The organism is uncultured Eudoraea sp. (genome assembly GCF_947260015.1).
Lineage (GTDB): Bacteria > Bacteroidota > Bacteroidia > Flavobacteriales > Flavobacteriaceae > Eudoraea.
Genome location: NZ_CAMYOM010000031.1, coordinates 44,697 through 60,212, shown reverse-complemented (window position 1 = coordinate 60,212; position 15,516 = coordinate 44,697). Strand labels below are relative to the sequence as shown.

Annotated in this window: 12 protein-coding genes and 1 tRNA gene; 10 read left to right on the top strand and 3 right to left on the bottom strand. The window is 36.8% G+C overall.

Annotation, left to right across the window (positions count from 1 at the left end):
• Positions 1-331: 331 nt before the first annotated feature.
• Entirely contained in the window at positions 332-1,585 is a 1,254-nt protein-coding gene (locus tag Q0X66_RS12485; protein ID WP_297706871.1) for a sodium:proton antiporter, read from the top strand.
• A gap of 4 nt (positions 1,586-1,589) precedes the next feature.
• On the opposite strand, the gene Q0X66_RS12480 is transcribed toward Q0X66_RS12485, so the two are convergent.
• Complete coding sequence (locus Q0X66_RS12480) at positions 1,590-2,354, bottom strand: exodeoxyribonuclease III (protein ID WP_297706869.1); 765 nt, start codon at positions 2,352-2,354, stop codon at positions 1,590-1,592.
• A 210-nt stretch (positions 2,355-2,564) separates the two neighbouring features.
• On the opposite strand from Q0X66_RS12480, the gene Q0X66_RS12475 reads away from it, so the two are divergent.
• Positions 2,565-2,639, top strand: a tRNA-Val gene (locus Q0X66_RS12475).
• 1,149 nt (positions 2,640-3,788) lie between these two features.
• Here Q0X66_RS12475 and murF read toward each other — a convergent pair.
• Positions 3,789-5,063 carry a UDP-N-acetylmuramoyl-tripeptide--D-alanyl-D-alanine ligase gene (murF, locus tag Q0X66_RS12470; protein ID WP_297706867.1) on the bottom strand — a complete coding sequence of 425 codons (1,275 nt, stop codon included), beginning with the start codon at positions 5,061-5,063 and terminating at the stop codon, positions 3,789-3,791.
• Between the two features lie 65 nt (positions 5,064-5,128).
• On the bottom strand, positions 5,129-6,802 hold the full coding sequence (gldJ, locus tag Q0X66_RS12465; RefSeq protein ID WP_297706865.1) for a gliding motility lipoprotein GldJ: 1,674 nt from the start codon (positions 6,800-6,802) through the stop codon (positions 5,129-5,131).
• 461 nt (positions 6,803-7,263) lie between these two features.
• Between gldJ and porV the strand changes: the two genes are divergently transcribed.
• From porV to Q0X66_RS12425, 8 genes are all read left to right on the top strand, one after another.
• Complete coding sequence (porV, locus tag Q0X66_RS12460; protein WP_297706863.1) at positions 7,264-8,412, top strand: type IX secretion system outer membrane channel protein PorV; 1,149 nt, start codon at positions 7,264-7,266, stop codon at positions 8,410-8,412.
• A 135-nt stretch (positions 8,413-8,547) separates the two neighbouring features.
• The gene (gene cdd, locus Q0X66_RS12455; protein ID WP_297706861.1) at positions 8,548-9,033 is read left to right on the top strand and encodes a cytidine deaminase; all 486 of its coding nucleotides are present in this window, start codon (positions 8,548-8,550) and stop codon (positions 9,031-9,033) included.
• Positions 9,034-9,223: 190 nt separating this feature from the next.
• On the top strand, positions 9,224-10,222 hold the full coding sequence (gene pdhA / locus Q0X66_RS12450; RefSeq protein ID WP_297706859.1) for a pyruvate dehydrogenase (acetyl-transferring) E1 component subunit alpha: 999 nt from the start codon (positions 9,224-9,226) through the stop codon (positions 10,220-10,222).
• Between the two features lie 4 nt (positions 10,223-10,226).
• Entirely contained in the window at positions 10,227-11,882 is a 1,656-nt protein-coding gene (locus tag Q0X66_RS12445) for a pyruvate dehydrogenase complex dihydrolipoamide acetyltransferase (RefSeq protein WP_297706857.1), read from the top strand.
• 93 nt (positions 11,883-11,975) lie between these two features.
• Positions 11,976-13,025, top strand: coding sequence for a M28 family peptidase (locus Q0X66_RS12440; RefSeq protein ID WP_297706855.1), 1,050 nt, complete (start codon positions 11,976-11,978; stop codon positions 13,023-13,025).
• Positions 13,026-13,706, top strand: a complete 681-nt coding sequence (locus Q0X66_RS12435; protein ID WP_297706853.1) for an SDR family oxidoreductase — start codon at positions 13,026-13,028, stop codon at positions 13,704-13,706.
• A 106-nt stretch (positions 13,707-13,812) separates the two neighbouring features.
• Complete coding sequence (locus tag Q0X66_RS12430) at positions 13,813-14,415, top strand: SprT-like domain-containing protein (protein WP_297706851.1); 603 nt, start codon at positions 13,813-13,815, stop codon at positions 14,413-14,415.
• Between the two features lie 3 nt (positions 14,416-14,418).
• Positions 14,419-15,516 carry a mannose-1-phosphate guanylyltransferase gene (locus tag Q0X66_RS12425; RefSeq protein ID WP_297706848.1) on the top strand — a complete coding sequence of 366 codons (1,098 nt, stop codon included), beginning with the start codon at positions 14,419-14,421 and terminating at the stop codon, positions 15,514-15,516.

Genomic DNA, 15,516 nt, shown 5'->3' with positions numbered 1-15,516 from the left:
AAATTCTCCATATCAAAAAAATCAGAAGTAATTAGGTTTCCAAAAGGTCTTGCCCTTTTTTTAAATTTAACTAGTGTCATAATATTAGATTTTAGGTTAAACATTATTTGAGTTGCGAAGGTAATCAGTACATCTGCTATCCGGAATGATCTTGATCAGTCGCACTCAATATTTGTTCAAATCCACAGCGAAGACCTGGAGAACCTTGAAGAGAAATTTTAGGAGAACTTAAAGTTTTTCTTTGTGCACTCAAATTATCTTAAGGTTATCACGAGCTAATAATTGGGTACAGATTTATAAATTATGGGGAATTTGAATATATTCGTGTCCTATGGATTACTTTATCATTACCAGTATACTTGTATTTATATCTGCAGCCTTTGGTTATCTCAATGTAAGGTTCATTAAGCTTCCAAACACAATAGGGCTTACAGTTATTACCATATTATTTACGCTTGGGATATTTGCGCTGAGTTACTTTGATGATACCTTATTAAACGCCGAGCGCTACATCATAACACATATAGATTTCAGATCTGTTTTACTTGATATTATGCTTAGTTTTTTGCTCTTTGCAGGGGCCCTGCATACCGATTTGCAAAAGCTAAAAGAACTTAAATGGCCTATCCTGGTTTTTGCTACTTTTGGCGTTCTCGTATCTACTTTTCTCATAGGAATAGCCGTGTATTTTATGCTACAGGGAATAGGATTAGATGTACAATTTATTAATTGCCTTCTTTTTGGGGCCCTAATATCCCCGACAGATCCTATTGCAGTTTTGGGGATTTTAAAAAAAGCCAATGTGCCTAAAAGGCTGGAAATCAAGATTGTGGGGGAATCACTTTTCAATGATGGTGTTGGGGTCGTAATTTTTCTGACGATTTTCGGACTGGCTAATGGAAGCGCAGGAGACTTTTCTCTTACTAGTGTTCTTACTCTTTTTGTTCACGAGGTTGGGGGGGGATTACTTTTCGGGGCTTTATTGGGCTGGATAACTTTTAAGCTGATGAAGTCTATAGACGATTACGATATTGAAGTCATTATAACCTTAGCAGCTGTAATGATAGGTACGGTTATTGCCCAATATTTACACATTTCTGCACCTTTAGCGATGGTAGTTGCAGGATTGATTGTAGGTGGAAATACAGCAAGGCAGGAGGCAATGTCTAAACTTACAGAAGTTTATGTGGACAAGTTTTGGGAGCTGATAGATATTCTTTTAAACACCATACTCTTTGTCCTAATAGGAATGGAATTATTGGTTTTAGACCTGGAGCCAGAATTTGTGCTGGCCGGACTCATGGCTATACTCATTGTCTTAATTTGCAGGTATGCCTCTTTGATTATGCCTGTAAATGTGTTTAAAACCCGTCTTGATTTTGTTCCCAATACCAATCTTATAATGACCTGGGGAGGATTACGCGGAGCTATATCTATTGCCCTGGCACTGGGTCTAACCCAGGAAATGCACAGGGAATTGTTTTTGGTTATGACCTATGTTGTAGTAATATTTTCTATAATAGTCCAGGGGCTTACAGTAGGGAAATTGGTGAAATTACTAAGGAAAAAAAATGGCGGAATTTAAGGGATTATAAATCTATTTCCAGTAAAATAGGGCAGTGGTCAGAACCAAAGAATTCGGGTAGAATCTTTGAAGATTTTACTTTGGGCATTATGGAGTCACTTATAAGAAAATAATCTATTCGCCATCCCGTATTTCGCTCACGGGCTTTAAAACGATAGCTCCAGTAAGTGTAGGCTATTTTATCCGGGTTTAGATGTCTGAATGAATCTACAAAACCTGAATTAATGATATTGTCCATCCCATCGATTTCTATTTGCGTATATCCCGCCGTTTTGTTGTAGTTTGATTTGTCATTTTTAAGGTCGATAGCACGATGAGCAACGTTGAAATCACCACATACAATTACTGGTTTTATTTTCTCTTTTTCTTTTAAATATTTAAGAAAGTCTTCATCCCACTGGCTTCGATACGGCAATCGGGCTAGTTGCTGGCCCGAATTGGGCACATAAACATTAATTAAATAAAAAGCGGCATACTCAACGCATATTATTCTTCCTTCCGAATCATGTTCTGACATAGCCATATCCAAACTGACAGCACTAGGTGTAGATTTACTTAAGATGGCTGTCCCCGAATATCCTTTTTTATCTGCGGAATTACAATAAAGATGATGCCCTTTTAAGGGCAATAAGGCTTTCTCTACTTCAATATCCTGTGCCTTAGTTTCCTGAATACAAAGGATATCAGGATCCAAAACATTGACAGTTTCAAAAAATTCTTTTTTAACGATGGCCCGGATACCATTTACATTCCAAGAAATGATCTTCATTTTGAAAAAATTTAATATGAATAAAAATAGCACACTTTATTCATATTTAAACATTAATTAGTTACACTTATAAACCTGAAACTAAAATGGCGTTTAAATGTTTCTTCTTAGTGTTCCAGCATTATAATTTATGGATGATCCCGATAATTTTACGATATTGCAGCCTCTTTTAGCAGGTGGTTTAAGAAACGGCTCGTTAAAATTAAACTTGGAGTGTTAGCTCAGTTGGTTTAGAGCACCGCCTTGACAGGGCGGGGGTCGTTGGTTCGAATCCAATACACTCCACATCAAGCAGAAAATCCACGCAAGTTCGCGTGGATTTTTTATACCTGCTAAACAGGGAACTTGTTCCTGAGTTTTGCATGTATAAAATATCAATGCCGGTAAAAACCGGTTTTGATTTTCTATTTGCAGCAGCGGCCTGAATTTGGATCAGCGAGTTTTTTTAGCTAATCCAATACACTCCACATCAAGCAGAAAATCCGCGCCTTTTGGTTCAGGTTTTTGTATTACCGGAAAGAAAGCCTATTCTTTCGAGTCGAAGTTTGTAAGGCCTTCCCTCGCCATCACACCAGCTGGCTCCTCTCTGCAAAAGGTCCACTGGAACTTTTGCGGGCGCTCGGCCCTATTTGCAGCAGCGGCCTGAATTTGGATCAGCGAGTTTTTTTAGCTAATCCAATACACTCCACAAATAGATATCGTAACATTTATATTTAAAGGAGTTAAAATATTTAGTTTACAACATAGTTGACATTTTATATATGACTGGTTGTTCTTCACCAGAAAAGACCTGACTTTCTTCACGAATTCTGACATAGGTGCACGGGAATCCGTGCTCAATAAATTCTTTCAAAATCTGATGAGTACCAATTGCAGTCCATAGTTACAGAATTATCCCATATATGTGTAATATTAACTCCTATATCATAATAAGGCTAAAAAACGGTTAATATACCATATATATTAGAACATCTAGTTGTAGTGAGGGGGCGAATTGGACAGTACATTTGTCCTGTAAATTATTTATAGACAATAAATTATGAATAGTATAACATTAATATTTACAACATAGCTAATAGTAATAAAAATAAAATAAAAAATTATGAGAACTTTTAAAAATCAGACACCAGTTGCGTCAACAAGGGTTACCTTCTTTTCCAACGCAAAAAACACCAGAAGTGCTTACTGGTCTGCAACAAGACAGTACGTTAACAAATAGTTTAGTCAAGTATAATTCAATTAAAGGGCCAGAGATGGCCCTTTTTTAGTATAAAAACTTTCTTAGACGTTTTTTTGGTTTCAGGAAGTGAGAGGTAATTGATTGCCAGCTTAGCAATTTTTGATCTTTTTTCTTTGCATATAGTAATTGAAAGAACTGATGTATAGTTAATAAATTATCTGAGGGTGGAATACACAAATTTTTTACCCTCATGTTTAAAGATAATCCAGAATTCTTTCCAGGGCCATGCCCCGGGATCCCTTAATAAGGAGATTACCTTTTTTTAACTTATTACTTTTAAGGAAGCTAGCTAAGTCATCAAAAGTTGCATATTTTGTGAATTTTGAATGCGTTTTACAGAAATTTTGCCCTACGAGATAGACTTTATCAAAATTCATTCCTGAAGCCAGATCAACAATTTTTTGATGTTCCACCTTTGCGTCTTTACCTAATTCAAACATATCCCCTAGAAAAACAACTTTACCTTTCCCGGGAAGAGTATTAAAATATTCCAAAGCTGCTTCCATGCTATTCGGATTTGCATTATAGGCGTCAAGAACAATGCGATATTCTTTCTTATCTATAATCTGTGAACGATTGTTTTGTGGTAGGTAGGCCTCAATTGCATTTTTAATATCCTCCATTGGAACATTAAAATATTTCCCTATCAACAATGCTGCACAACAGTTGGTAAAATTATAACTACCTATTAGTTGAGTGTTAATTTCAGTATTTTCTGATTCCAGCTTTACAAAAGGATGTGCCCCTAAATAATTTATCCTGAAGTAGTTATGATCAGAAGAGCTGAATCCAAATTTACTGGGGTAATTACTTAACTTTTTCAATTGAATAGCATCGTCTGCATTAAGAAAAATAAATTTCTTATTAGCAATTAAGTGATTATAGAGTTCACTTTTACCTTTGATAACTCCTTCTACACCTCCAAAGCCTTCCAGATGTGCTTTCCCGAAATTAGTTATATATCCACAATCAGGCTGCGCAATATTGCACAAAAATTCGATCTCTTTTAAGTGATTTGCACCCATTTCAATAATGGCAAATTCTGTATCCGCTTTAATGGTAAGCAGCGTAAGGGGTACCCCGATATGGTTGTTTAAGTTACCTTTCGTGGCAATAGTGTTATATTTTTTCGATAAGACAGCGAATATTAATTCTTTTGTTGTTGTTTTTCCGTTACTCCCTGTAAGCCCAATAACCCTTGCTTTACAATAATTCCTGTGATAACTAGCTAATTGTTGAAGGGTTTCCAAAACATCATCTACTAATAAAATGTTTTCACCCTTGACATACTTTGCTTCGTCAACAATAGCATATGTCGCACCATTCCTAATGGCTGCAGATGCAAATTTATTGCCATTGAAATTTTGACCCTTCAGGGCAAAGAATATACAATTAGGTTGAATGTTACGGGTATCTGTGGAGACCTGAGGATACTTTAAAAAAAGGTGGTGCAATTTCTCAATTGTCATAAAACAAATATATAAAAAAGCCCCGATGCTAACATCAGGGCTCAATTCATATTCTGCATATAAAACTATTTGGCTTTTTTGCCTCTAACGGTTTTATTTTTAGTCTTTGCTTTAGATCCAACTCTGGACATGGCACATCGGAATCCGATATAATCTGTGGCCATGTATTGTGGTAAAAATCTACGCTGTGCAGGATCTAACCAGTATGCCCGGTCTCTCCAAGAACCGCCCTTATAAACCCTGACTTCATCATTTATAAGTGTCGACCTATTGTTACTTTTGTCATACTCGCGAATTATTTGTCCGGCAGAATCACGCTCTACTTTGTGTTCCGGAGAATCATACATCTTTCGAGCTGGATCGTCATCATCATCCCCCGCAAATCGGTCAAAGAATCTGGATGATCCGGCATCACCATCCCTGTAGGCTCTGTTATCACTTTCTGAGAAATTGGTTCTTAAATAGGTTTCCTCTTCATCAACAGCTACCATTTTAATTTCTCCGGGTAGATTTACAGCTACAAGTTTTCCATTAGGTAAAGTATCAAAAATTATACTATCTCGCAGAATATTTACCTTACCGTCTTCACCTATCGCCGTTTTCATGTAAATATTACCTCTATAGTAGTTGAAATCACTTATTTGGTCATCCACAATTGGTCGATAAACATCGGCAACCCATTCTGCAACATTACCTGCCATATCGTACAGACCAAGGTCATTGGGTTTGTATGATTTTACCTCAGCGGTAATATCAGCACCATCATCGGACCAACCAGCAATTCCGCCGTAGTCACCTTTTCCTTGCTTAAAGTTTGCTAACTGATCACCTCTTCCCACTCGTTGGCCATTTCTTGTATAATCGCCTTCCCATGGATATTTTTTTCTACCTCTATAATTATTATATTCTCTTGTACCTTGTAATGCAGCTGCTGAATACTCCCATTCGGTTTCCGTTGGCAGCCTATATGCAGGCATAATAATACCAGTACTTCTTGTGGCAAAGTTGGAAACAGAATCTTTTTTCATTTTGCCTTGTAATGAATCTATTTGTCCGTTATATACAGATTCTGGACGGTTTAGATAGGCTTCAGTACTGAAAGTTCCTTCCACCTCACCGGTCATTGCCTCATATTTTGCATTCTGAGCCAAATAACCTTCTTTTTCCAGCATTGCTTCGTTTACCCTGTCCGTTCTCCATTCTGCAAACTGAACTGCTTGTATCCAATTCACACCAACTACCGGATATTCTGCATATGCAGGGTGGCGGAGGTAATTATTGGTCATGGTTTCATTAAAACCCAATCTGTTTCTCCATACCAAAGTATCGGGGAGAGCGCCTTTATAGATATTGGCATATTTTGGGTTTTCTGGCGGGTAAACCGCTTTAAGATAATCAAGGTACTCCTCATACATTAAATTGGTTACTTCAGTTTCATCCATATAAAAGGATTGTACATGTTGTGATGAAGGAGTGTTATTCCAATCATGCATTACGTCATCCTGGACCTTTCCTTTAGTAAATGTACCTCCTTCAATAAAAACAAGTCCCGGACCCGTTTCTTGTTCTTTAAAGTCGGTATTGTACTGAAAACCACCATCTTTGGAGTTTATTTTCCAGCCTGTTGCTCTTGAAACATTTTTTGATGATGATGAGGAAGATTTTTTACAACTATTAAATGTAAAACTTCCCATTATCACTGCACAAGATAGTACAACTTTGATCAACTGTTTTTTCATCTGTATTTAGGACTTAAGTTCAATATCAAACTGCATTTTTCGCATTTTGATAGAATATTTAAATAAAATTGTGTCGCTTTCGGCTTATAAAACGATGATAATTACATAATATTTTATAGTTCCGAAAATATTTTTGCCCATTTACACAGGCAAGATTTATTAGGAGCTTCTCCATTTTGATAACGGCACAATACATAATATAGTATGGATAGAAACAATTCTTTTGCATTAACAGGGATTATAGAAGCTTAGCACTTTAACTTTCCTGACTAAATGTATTTTAAACTATTTAAGTATTTTGACTATTTTCATCGAATTATTACCTAAAATTCAAAATTTATATACCTCTTTATACAAGATATTTTTCAAATGCTCGTTACTAATCAAGTATTCAACGAATAATATGATAGATATTACATAATTATTCACATTTTTGCACTAATACTACCTAAATGAGAAAAATGAAAAAAATAGTTATTCTGGCCTTATTTGCCTTTGTGTTCAAAATTTCTGCACAGGAGCAGGATAGGGTAATAACCACGGCAGTTCCATTTTTAACTATAGCCGCAGACGCAAGATCTGGTGGCTTAGGAGATATGGGCGTTTCCACTTCGGTTGATGCATTTTCGCAGCAGTGGAACCCTGCTAAGTTTGCATTTGCGGAAAGAAAGATGGGGATAGGGTTAGGTTATACCCCTTATTTGGAAAGTATTATTACAGATGTATCCTTGTTAAGCGGAAGTTTTTATAATAAACTAAACGACAGGAGTGCTTTTGCATTCAGTTTGCGTTATTTTACGTTAGGTGAAATTGAATTAAGACAATTTGCCGGAGACCCGGGCACAATAGCCAAACCCAATGAATTGGCAATAGATGGTTCTTATGCACTGAAGCTTAGTGATAAATTCTCAATGGCTATTGCGGCTAGATATATCAATTCAAATCTTAAATTACAGGAAATTGGAGGCGTGGATTCCAAAGCCGCTAGTTCATTTGCAGTAGATATTGCCGGTTATTTTCGCTCCAGAGAAATAGCCTATAATAGTTTTGATGGAAGATGGAAAGCTGGCTTTAATATCTCAAATCTTGGAGGTAAAATACAATATGATGAAGGTGGCCAAACCAATTTTTTACCTTCAAACCTGGGTATAGGCGGAGGTTTTGATTTTATATTTGATCAGGATAATGTATTGGGTTTAAATTTGGAATTCAACAAACTCCTGGTGCCAACTCCTCAGGATTTTAATGGGGATGGGGTAATAGATTCTGAAGATAATGATATTTATCAGGAGATTGGCTGGTTAGAAGGTGTGTTCAAGTCATTCGGAGACGCACCTGATGGAATTAGTGAAGAGCTTCAGGAAGTAACCTGGGCATTCAGTGCTGAATACGCCTATCAAAATGCTTTTATGTTTAGAACAGGATATTTTCACGAAAGTGAATTTAAAGGATCAAGACAATTCTTCACGGTTGGAGCCGGATTTAAATTCAAATCGGTTCAGATAGATCTTTCTTACCTTTTCTCTACTTCAAAAGTGAAGAACCCTCTTGAAAATACGTTACGATTCGCGCTAACCTTTAATTTAGGGGAAGAATTCTATAATGATTAAACATGATTATAAATTTAAAAAAACCTGTCCTCGGACAGGTTTTTTTTATTTAGGTAAGTAGCAGTTTTGCACAACTATCTAAAATAAAGTACATTTAGTTTTAACTCCGGTTAGCCTGGACATTAATCTCATTTTATGGAAAAACGCAGGATTTCCTTTGATTTATTGGTTTTTGATAGTTTGGATGAGCTTTCCGAAAGCGAAAAAGCACTCATGCAAATTGCGGTGGAATCCAGAGAAAATGCCTATGCTCCATATTCGCAATTCATGGTCGGGGCAGCAGTCCTTTTAGCTAATGAAGAAATCGTGATTGGTAATAATCAGGAAAATGCCTCTTATCCTTCAGGATTATGTGCAGAGCGGGTAGCACTTTTCCAGGCAGGTGCAAAATATCCCAAAGTTGGAATAAAAACAATTGCCATTAGTGCATCATCTAAAACCCATAAAGTAGACAGACCTGCAGCGCCTTGCGGAAATTGCAGGCAGGCCATTGCTGAATATGAACAAAAACAAAATTCACCAATTTCTATTTTAATGATGGGGGTTTCAGGTAAAATATTTAAATGTGGAGCCTTAGAAGATATCCTGCCTTTGGCATTTGGAAGTTCCTACTTAAAATAATCTTTTTTAATCCTCTTTAAGAATTTAGATTTAGGCATAAATTCATTTTTTATATTGGATTTATACCTTTTTAATCATTTTTTTTTCACTATTGATTTAATGTGTATTTTTGTTTTTCCTTGATATTCCTGAACTATTCACATCTGAATTTTTCAGCAAAAAACAAGTACACAATAAATAAAATTAATTGATGAAGAAAGTTACCAAAGAGGTATACCTAAAATGGTACGAGGAAATGTTGTTCTGGAGAAAGTTTGAAGATAAACTGGCTGCCTTATATATTCAACAAAAAGTTCGCGGATTTTTGCACCTTTATAATGGTCAGGAAGCTGTTTTAGCAGGCGCCTTACATGCAATGGACCTTAAAAAAGATAGGATGATTACAGCCTATAGGAACCATGTTCAACCCATAGGAATGGGTGTAGACCCAAGAAGGGTTATGGCTGAATTATTTGGTAAAGTAACAGGTACTTCTAAGGGAATGGGTGGTTCCATGCATATTTTTTCAAAAGAATATCGGTTTTATGGGGGTCATGGTATTGTTGGAGGGCAAATACCTTTGGGTGCCGGATTGGCTTTTGCCGACAAATATTTTAAAAGAGATTCAGTAACTCTTTGCTATATGGGTGATGGCGCGGTAAGACAAGGCTCTCTGCACGAGACCTTTAATTTGGCCATGCTATGGCAATTACCGGTCGTTTTCATTTGCGAAAATAATGGTTATGCGATGGGAACTTCCGTAGCAAGAACTGCTTATACCACAGATATTTGGAAACTCGGTCTGGGATATGAAATGCCTTGTGCTCCCGTTGATGGAATGGATCCATTAACAGTTGCGGAGGAAATGAGTAAGGCAATAGAAAGAGCAAGAAGCGGTGGTGGACCTACCTTCCTGGAAATGAAAACATATCGATATAGAGGACATTCAATGTCTGATGCTCAACACTACAGGACTAAAGATGAGGTAGAAGAATACAAGAAAATAGATCCTATTTCTCAGATTCTTGATGTTATTAAGGAGAAAAAATACGCCACTGAAGAGGAAATTAAAGCAATTAATGATAGTGTGAAAAATCTTGTGAAAGAATGTGAGAAATTTGCGGAAGAGTCTGAATATCCTCCAGTAGAACAGCTTTATGATATGGTTTATGAACAAGAAGACTATCCCTTTGTAAAACACAAATTATAAGTAAATGGCAGAAGTAGTAAATATGCCCAGATTAAGCGATACCATGGAAGAAGGTACCGTTGCAAAATGGTTAAAAAATGTTGGTGATAAGATTGAAGAGGGAGATATCTTAGCTGAGATAGAAACAGATAAGGCTACCATGGAATTTGAATCATTTCACGAAGGCACCTTGCTGCATATTGGCATTGCTGAGGGAGATGGTGCACCGGTTGATACATTATTGGCCATAATTGGTGACGAAGGAGAAGATATTTCGTCCTTGTTAAACGGTAACCAGGGAACATTAAATAATAAAGTTGAAACTACGGAAGACACAAATACTCCAGAGAAAACAGAAGAATCTACGGTAATCGCGGAAAATAATATTTCAAGTGAAATACCTGAAGGCGTCGAGATTATTAAAATGCCGCGCCTAAGTGATACTATGGAAGAAGGTACTGTTGCTGCCTGGTTAAAAAAAGTAGGAGATGAAGTGGAAGAGGGCGATATACTGGCTGAGATTGAAACTGATAAGGCAACGATGGAATTTGAATCCTTCTACTCAGGACAACTTCTTTATATAGGGATAAAGGAGGGCGAAACGGCAGCTGTTGACGAAGTATTGGCTGTAATTGGTCCGGCCGGGACTAATGTTGAGGCAGTATTGCAGTCCAAACCTTCTTCAAAAACCGTAACAGCTTCGACTGCGGAGACGGAGAAAAAAGCTCCTCAGGAAGCAACAAATCAAGATAATCTAGAGGTAAAACCAATAAATTCTGGACAACGGGTATTTGTTTCTCCATTAGCAAGAAAAATTGCTACGGAAAAGGGAATAGATCTAATGACTGTTAAGGGTAGCGGAGATCATGGTAGGATTGTTAAGCGAGATGTGGAAAATTTCGTACCGTCTGAGAAGATTATTGCTCCTGCTGCGGTCACTGAAACCAAAACAGCTCCAGAGAGCCAGGTAACTGCTCCGCAAGTCCTTACAATTGGGGAAGAACATTTTGAAGAGGTGAAAAACTCTCAAATGCGTAAGGTAATAGCCAAACGTTTGAGTGAATCTAAATTTACGGCGCCTCATTATTATTTGATGATTGAGGTTGATATGGATAATGCCATGGCTTCAAGAGTAAAGATCAATAGTCTTCCAGACACCAAAGTTTCATTTAATGATATGGTGGTCAAGGCCTGTGCTATGGCACTTAAAAAACATCCCCAGGTGAATACCTCGTGGAATGGGGATACTACCAGATATAATCAGCATATTCACGTTGGTGTAGCTGTTGCGGTAGATGACGGTTTGGTAGTACCCGTATTAAAATTCACTGATCAGATGAGCCTAACGCAGATTGGTACTTCGGTTAAAGATTTGGCAGGTAGAGCCAGAGTTAAAAAATTAACTCCTGCCGAAATGGAAGGAAGCACTTTTACGGTTTCTAACCTGGGGATGTTTGGTATTCTTGAATTTACATCAATAATAAATCAGCCTAATTCTGCCATTCTCTCAGTGGGCACTATCGTTGAAAAGCCAGTTGTAAAAAGCGGACAAATAGTTGTTGGAAATACAATGAAGATTAGCCTGGCCTGTGATCATAGAACAGTAGATGGTGCTACAGGGGCTCAGTTTTTGCAGACCCTAAGAGACTTTCTGGAGAATCCGGTTACTATGTTAGCTTGATAAATTAAAATCTATTTCTTGAAGTACAGTCTTTTAATACATAAAATAAGGTATCCGGAGTACTTAGGGTACCTTCTATTATTTAGAATACAAATGAAGCATATAATTTTACTTCTAGTACTATTTTTTTTAACGGCTTGTGGTTCGTTAAAAAAAGCCCAATCTAATAATCCCCCTTCCGGCCCTGACGGGCTTAAAGGAAATTTGGGCGGTACTTTAGTGGAGAACAATGCTAAGGAAACCGAAACTACTACGGTAAAGAAAACAGGAAATAGTAAATTTTCAGATAGCACCAGAGTTCTCGGAATAATGAACTTTTTGGCATCAGACGACTTAAAAGGCAGGGATTCTGGAAGTGAAGGGATAGAAAAAGCTGCAGAATTTATAGAAAACATCTTTGTCCAAAATGGAATAAAGCCGTATTTCAGGACTTTTAAGGATACATTAACCAATTTTCAAAAGCCGGCTTACAATATTGTTGGTGTTCTGAAAGGAACCGATAAGAAACTCCGAAATGAATATATCATTATTGGAGCGCACTATGATCATATCGGTGTACTAACAGCAGAAAATGGAGATGCCATTGCTAATGGCGCGAATGACAATGCTTCCGGGACAACCACAGTACTGGAACTGGCAAGGTATTTTGGAACTTTTAAAAGTAATAAAAGAAGTCTCATCTTCGCACTCTTTAGTGCCGAAGAAAAAGGTTTAATAGGATCCAATCATCTGGCCAAAAAATTAAAGGAAGAAGACCTTAATCTTTATCTGATGCTTAATTTTGAGATGACAGGTGTTCCTATGGTGGATAAGGACTATATGGTGTATCTCACAGGTTATGATAAATCCAATCTGGCAGAGCAAACTAATAAATATGCGAATAAAAATTTGGTTGGCTTCTTACCCACGGCCAAAGAGTTTGGCCTTTTTCAAAGATCGGATAACTTTCCTTTTCACAATGAGTTTAATATTCCTTCACAGACCTATTGTACTTTCGATTTCACTAATTTTAATTTCTACCACAAAGTAGGTGATGAGGTGGACAGAATGGATTTTGAACATATGACTCAGGTAATAAATAATATGATTCCTGTATTGGAAGGATTTTCAAATTCCCCCGAAAAAGAAATAAAATATTATTAAATGGCTAATGTTATAATTACAGGGTGTAGCAGGGGTATTGGATACGAACTGGCCCGTCTTTTTGCCCAAAGTGGACATAAGGTTTTGGCGCTTTCCAGAAATGACAAACCAATTAAGGAATTAAATGAAGCTAATATTACTGCATTTCCTTTTGATATTTGCGATGATAAAGATTTGGAGAAGGTTGAACATTTCCTAAATGACAATTGGAAAACAGTAGATATTCTAATTAATAATGCCGGACAATTATTGAACAAACCTTTTCTCCAAACAAGCAGGAATGAATTTGAAGAAATATATAAGGTAAATGTATTCGGTGTTGCAGAACTTACCAGACTGCTTATTCCAAAAATGACCATTGGGGGGCATGTGGTAACCATTAGTTCTATGGGAGGTGTACAAGGTAGCCTCAAATTCCCGGGGCTTTCGGCCTATAGTTCAAGTAAAGGCGCGGTTATTACACTAACCGAAATATGGGCTGAAGAATATAAAGAAACGGGCCCTTCGTTCAATGTGTTGGCAATTGGAGCAGTCCAGACGGAAATGTTAGAAGAGGCTTTTCCCGGTTATGAAGCACCTATAACTGCAGAGGATATGGCCCATTATATAATGGATTTTGCATTAAATGGTCAGCGCTATTACAACGGGAAGCTATTACAGGTAAGTAGCACTACTCCTTGATTTAATTTTTTTTTTTTCGTTCTTTTAAATTTATTTTGTCCCTTTTTCTATGGAAAAAAGGGTCTTTATTGCAAGGCTAAAAACAATAAAAACTATTTTTACTTCAATGAACGAAACATTGTTAAAATACCTTCCTGAGAATGCAGTCACACCTTGCCTTGAACTCATAAAGGCAAATAGTGTAAACCTAAAAATAGTGAAGCAGAGGGTAACCCGACATGGAGATTATCGTTTAATGCCTAATGGTTCGCATCAAATTACCGTTAATGCCACGCCAAATAAATATCGTTTTTTAATAACGCTTATTCACGAAATTGGACATTTGGTAGCTTTTGAAAAATTTGGAAGGAGAATAAAACCTCATGGTATGGAATGGAAGCGGACTTTTCAGTACCTAATGCTTCCATTTATTAGACCGGAAATATTTCCAACTTCTCTTTTACCAATCCTTGCAAAACATTTTAGAAACCCTAAAGCCAGTAGCACTACAGATTCTGATTTGTCTATGGCTCTAAAAGCTTATGATATTCCTACTGATAAAATTCAAGTTTTTGAATTACCTTCAGGAAGTATTTTTAAGTTATATAATGGAAAGTTATTTAAGAAGGGGCGAAGAAAAGTAAAAAGATACGAGTGTATTGAAATCTCATCGGGAAGGATATTCCTGTTTCAACCCCATGCGGAAGTTGAGGTAGTAATAAATGAATAATAAATGAAAAAAAACAAAAACTATTATGCGGTTTTAATGGCTGGGGGAGTGGGTTCCAGGTTTTGGCCGGTTAGTACATCTGCATTCCCAAAGCAATTCCATGATATGTTGGGTGCCGGTGCTACACTTTTACAAAAAACCTTTAGTCGTCTCAACAATTTTATACCTGAAGAAAACATTCTAATTCTTACTAATGAAAGGTACAATGACCTTGTTTTGAGACAGCTTCCTATGATAAGCTCAAATCAGGTGATTTTGGAACCTGTAATGCGAAATACCGCTCCCTGTATTTTATATGCGGCTTTGAAAATAAAAAAAATGAATCCCGAGGGATTAATGATTGTGGCTCCCAGTGACCATTGGATAGAAGATGAAAAGGCATTTGAACTCAATGTTAAGAGTTGTTTTGATAAATGTGAAGCGGAAGAAGTAATATGCACCCTTGGAATAAAGCCTACTTTCCCTAATACCGGATTTGGTTATATCGAATTTGAACAAATAGCATCACAAAAAACAAGTTCAGGCTTGTTTGCAGTCAATCAATTTAGAGAGAAACCGGATTATGAAACAGCAAAGGGATTTTTAGAACAAGGAAATTTTCTTTGGAATGCCGGCATTTTTATCTGGAGCATCAAAACCATTTTAAAAGCGTTCAAGGAATTTCAATCGGAGCAATATGAGTTGTTCAATTCCGGTTTTGATATATTTAATACCGGGGGGGAAAAAGAATTCATCGATAAAAATTATTCAAAAGCGGATAATATCTCAATAGATTATGCCATCCTTGAAAAAGCCAGGGCAATATTTGTTCTTCCCGCTACTTTTGATTGGAATGACCTGGGTACCTGGGGCTCGTTATATCACAAACTTGAGAAAGATGAAGATGACAATGCTATTGTTAACGGCAAAGTCTTAAGTGAGGATGCTTCGGGAAATATGATTCGATTGCCAAAAGATAAAATTGCTGTTATTGATGGATTAAAGGATTATATAATTGTTGACAAAGAAGAAGTACTGATGATTTACCCCAAATCCAAAGAACAATCTATTAAAAGTGTTTTGGCAGAAGTTAAAAAGCGATTTGGAGACCAATACATTTAA

Excerpts from the sequence above, each read along its gene's own strand:
- Q0X66_RS12435 (WP_297706853.1), top strand. The coding sequence starts at position 13,026 with ATGGCTAATGTTATAATTACAGGGTGTAGCAGGGGTATTGGATACGAA.
- porV (WP_297706863.1), top strand. The coding sequence starts at position 7,264 with ATGAAAAAAATAGTTATTCTGGCCTTATTTGCCTTTGTGTTCAAAATT.
- gldJ (WP_297706865.1), bottom strand. The coding sequence starts at position 6,802 with ATGAAAAAACAGTTGATCAAAGTTGTACTATCTTGTGCAGTGATAATG.
- Q0X66_RS12445 (WP_297706857.1), top strand. The coding sequence starts at position 10,227 with ATGGCAGAAGTAGTAAATATGCCCAGATTAAGCGATACCATGGAAGAA.
- Q0X66_RS12485 (WP_297706871.1), top strand. The coding sequence starts at position 332 with ATGGATTACTTTATCATTACCAGTATACTTGTATTTATATCTGCAGCC.
- Q0X66_RS12480 (WP_297706869.1), bottom strand. The coding sequence starts at position 2,354 with ATGAAGATCATTTCTTGGAATGTAAATGGTATCCGGGCCATCGTTAAA.
- Q0X66_RS12425 (WP_297706848.1), top strand. The coding sequence starts at position 14,419 with ATGAAAAAAAACAAAAACTATTATGCGGTTTTAATGGCTGGGGGAGTG.
- cdd (WP_297706861.1), top strand. The coding sequence starts at position 8,548 with ATGGAAAAACGCAGGATTTCCTTTGATTTATTGGTTTTTGATAGTTTG.
- pdhA (WP_297706859.1), top strand. The coding sequence starts at position 9,224 with ATGAAGAAAGTTACCAAAGAGGTATACCTAAAATGGTACGAGGAAATG.
- murF (WP_297706867.1), bottom strand. The coding sequence starts at position 5,063 with ATGACAATTGAGAAATTGCACCACCTTTTTTTAAAGTATCCTCAGGTC.
- Q0X66_RS12430 (WP_297706851.1), top strand. The coding sequence starts at position 13,813 with ATGAACGAAACATTGTTAAAATACCTTCCTGAGAATGCAGTCACACCT.
- Q0X66_RS12440 (WP_297706855.1), top strand. The coding sequence starts at position 11,976 with ATGAAGCATATAATTTTACTTCTAGTACTATTTTTTTTAACGGCTTGT.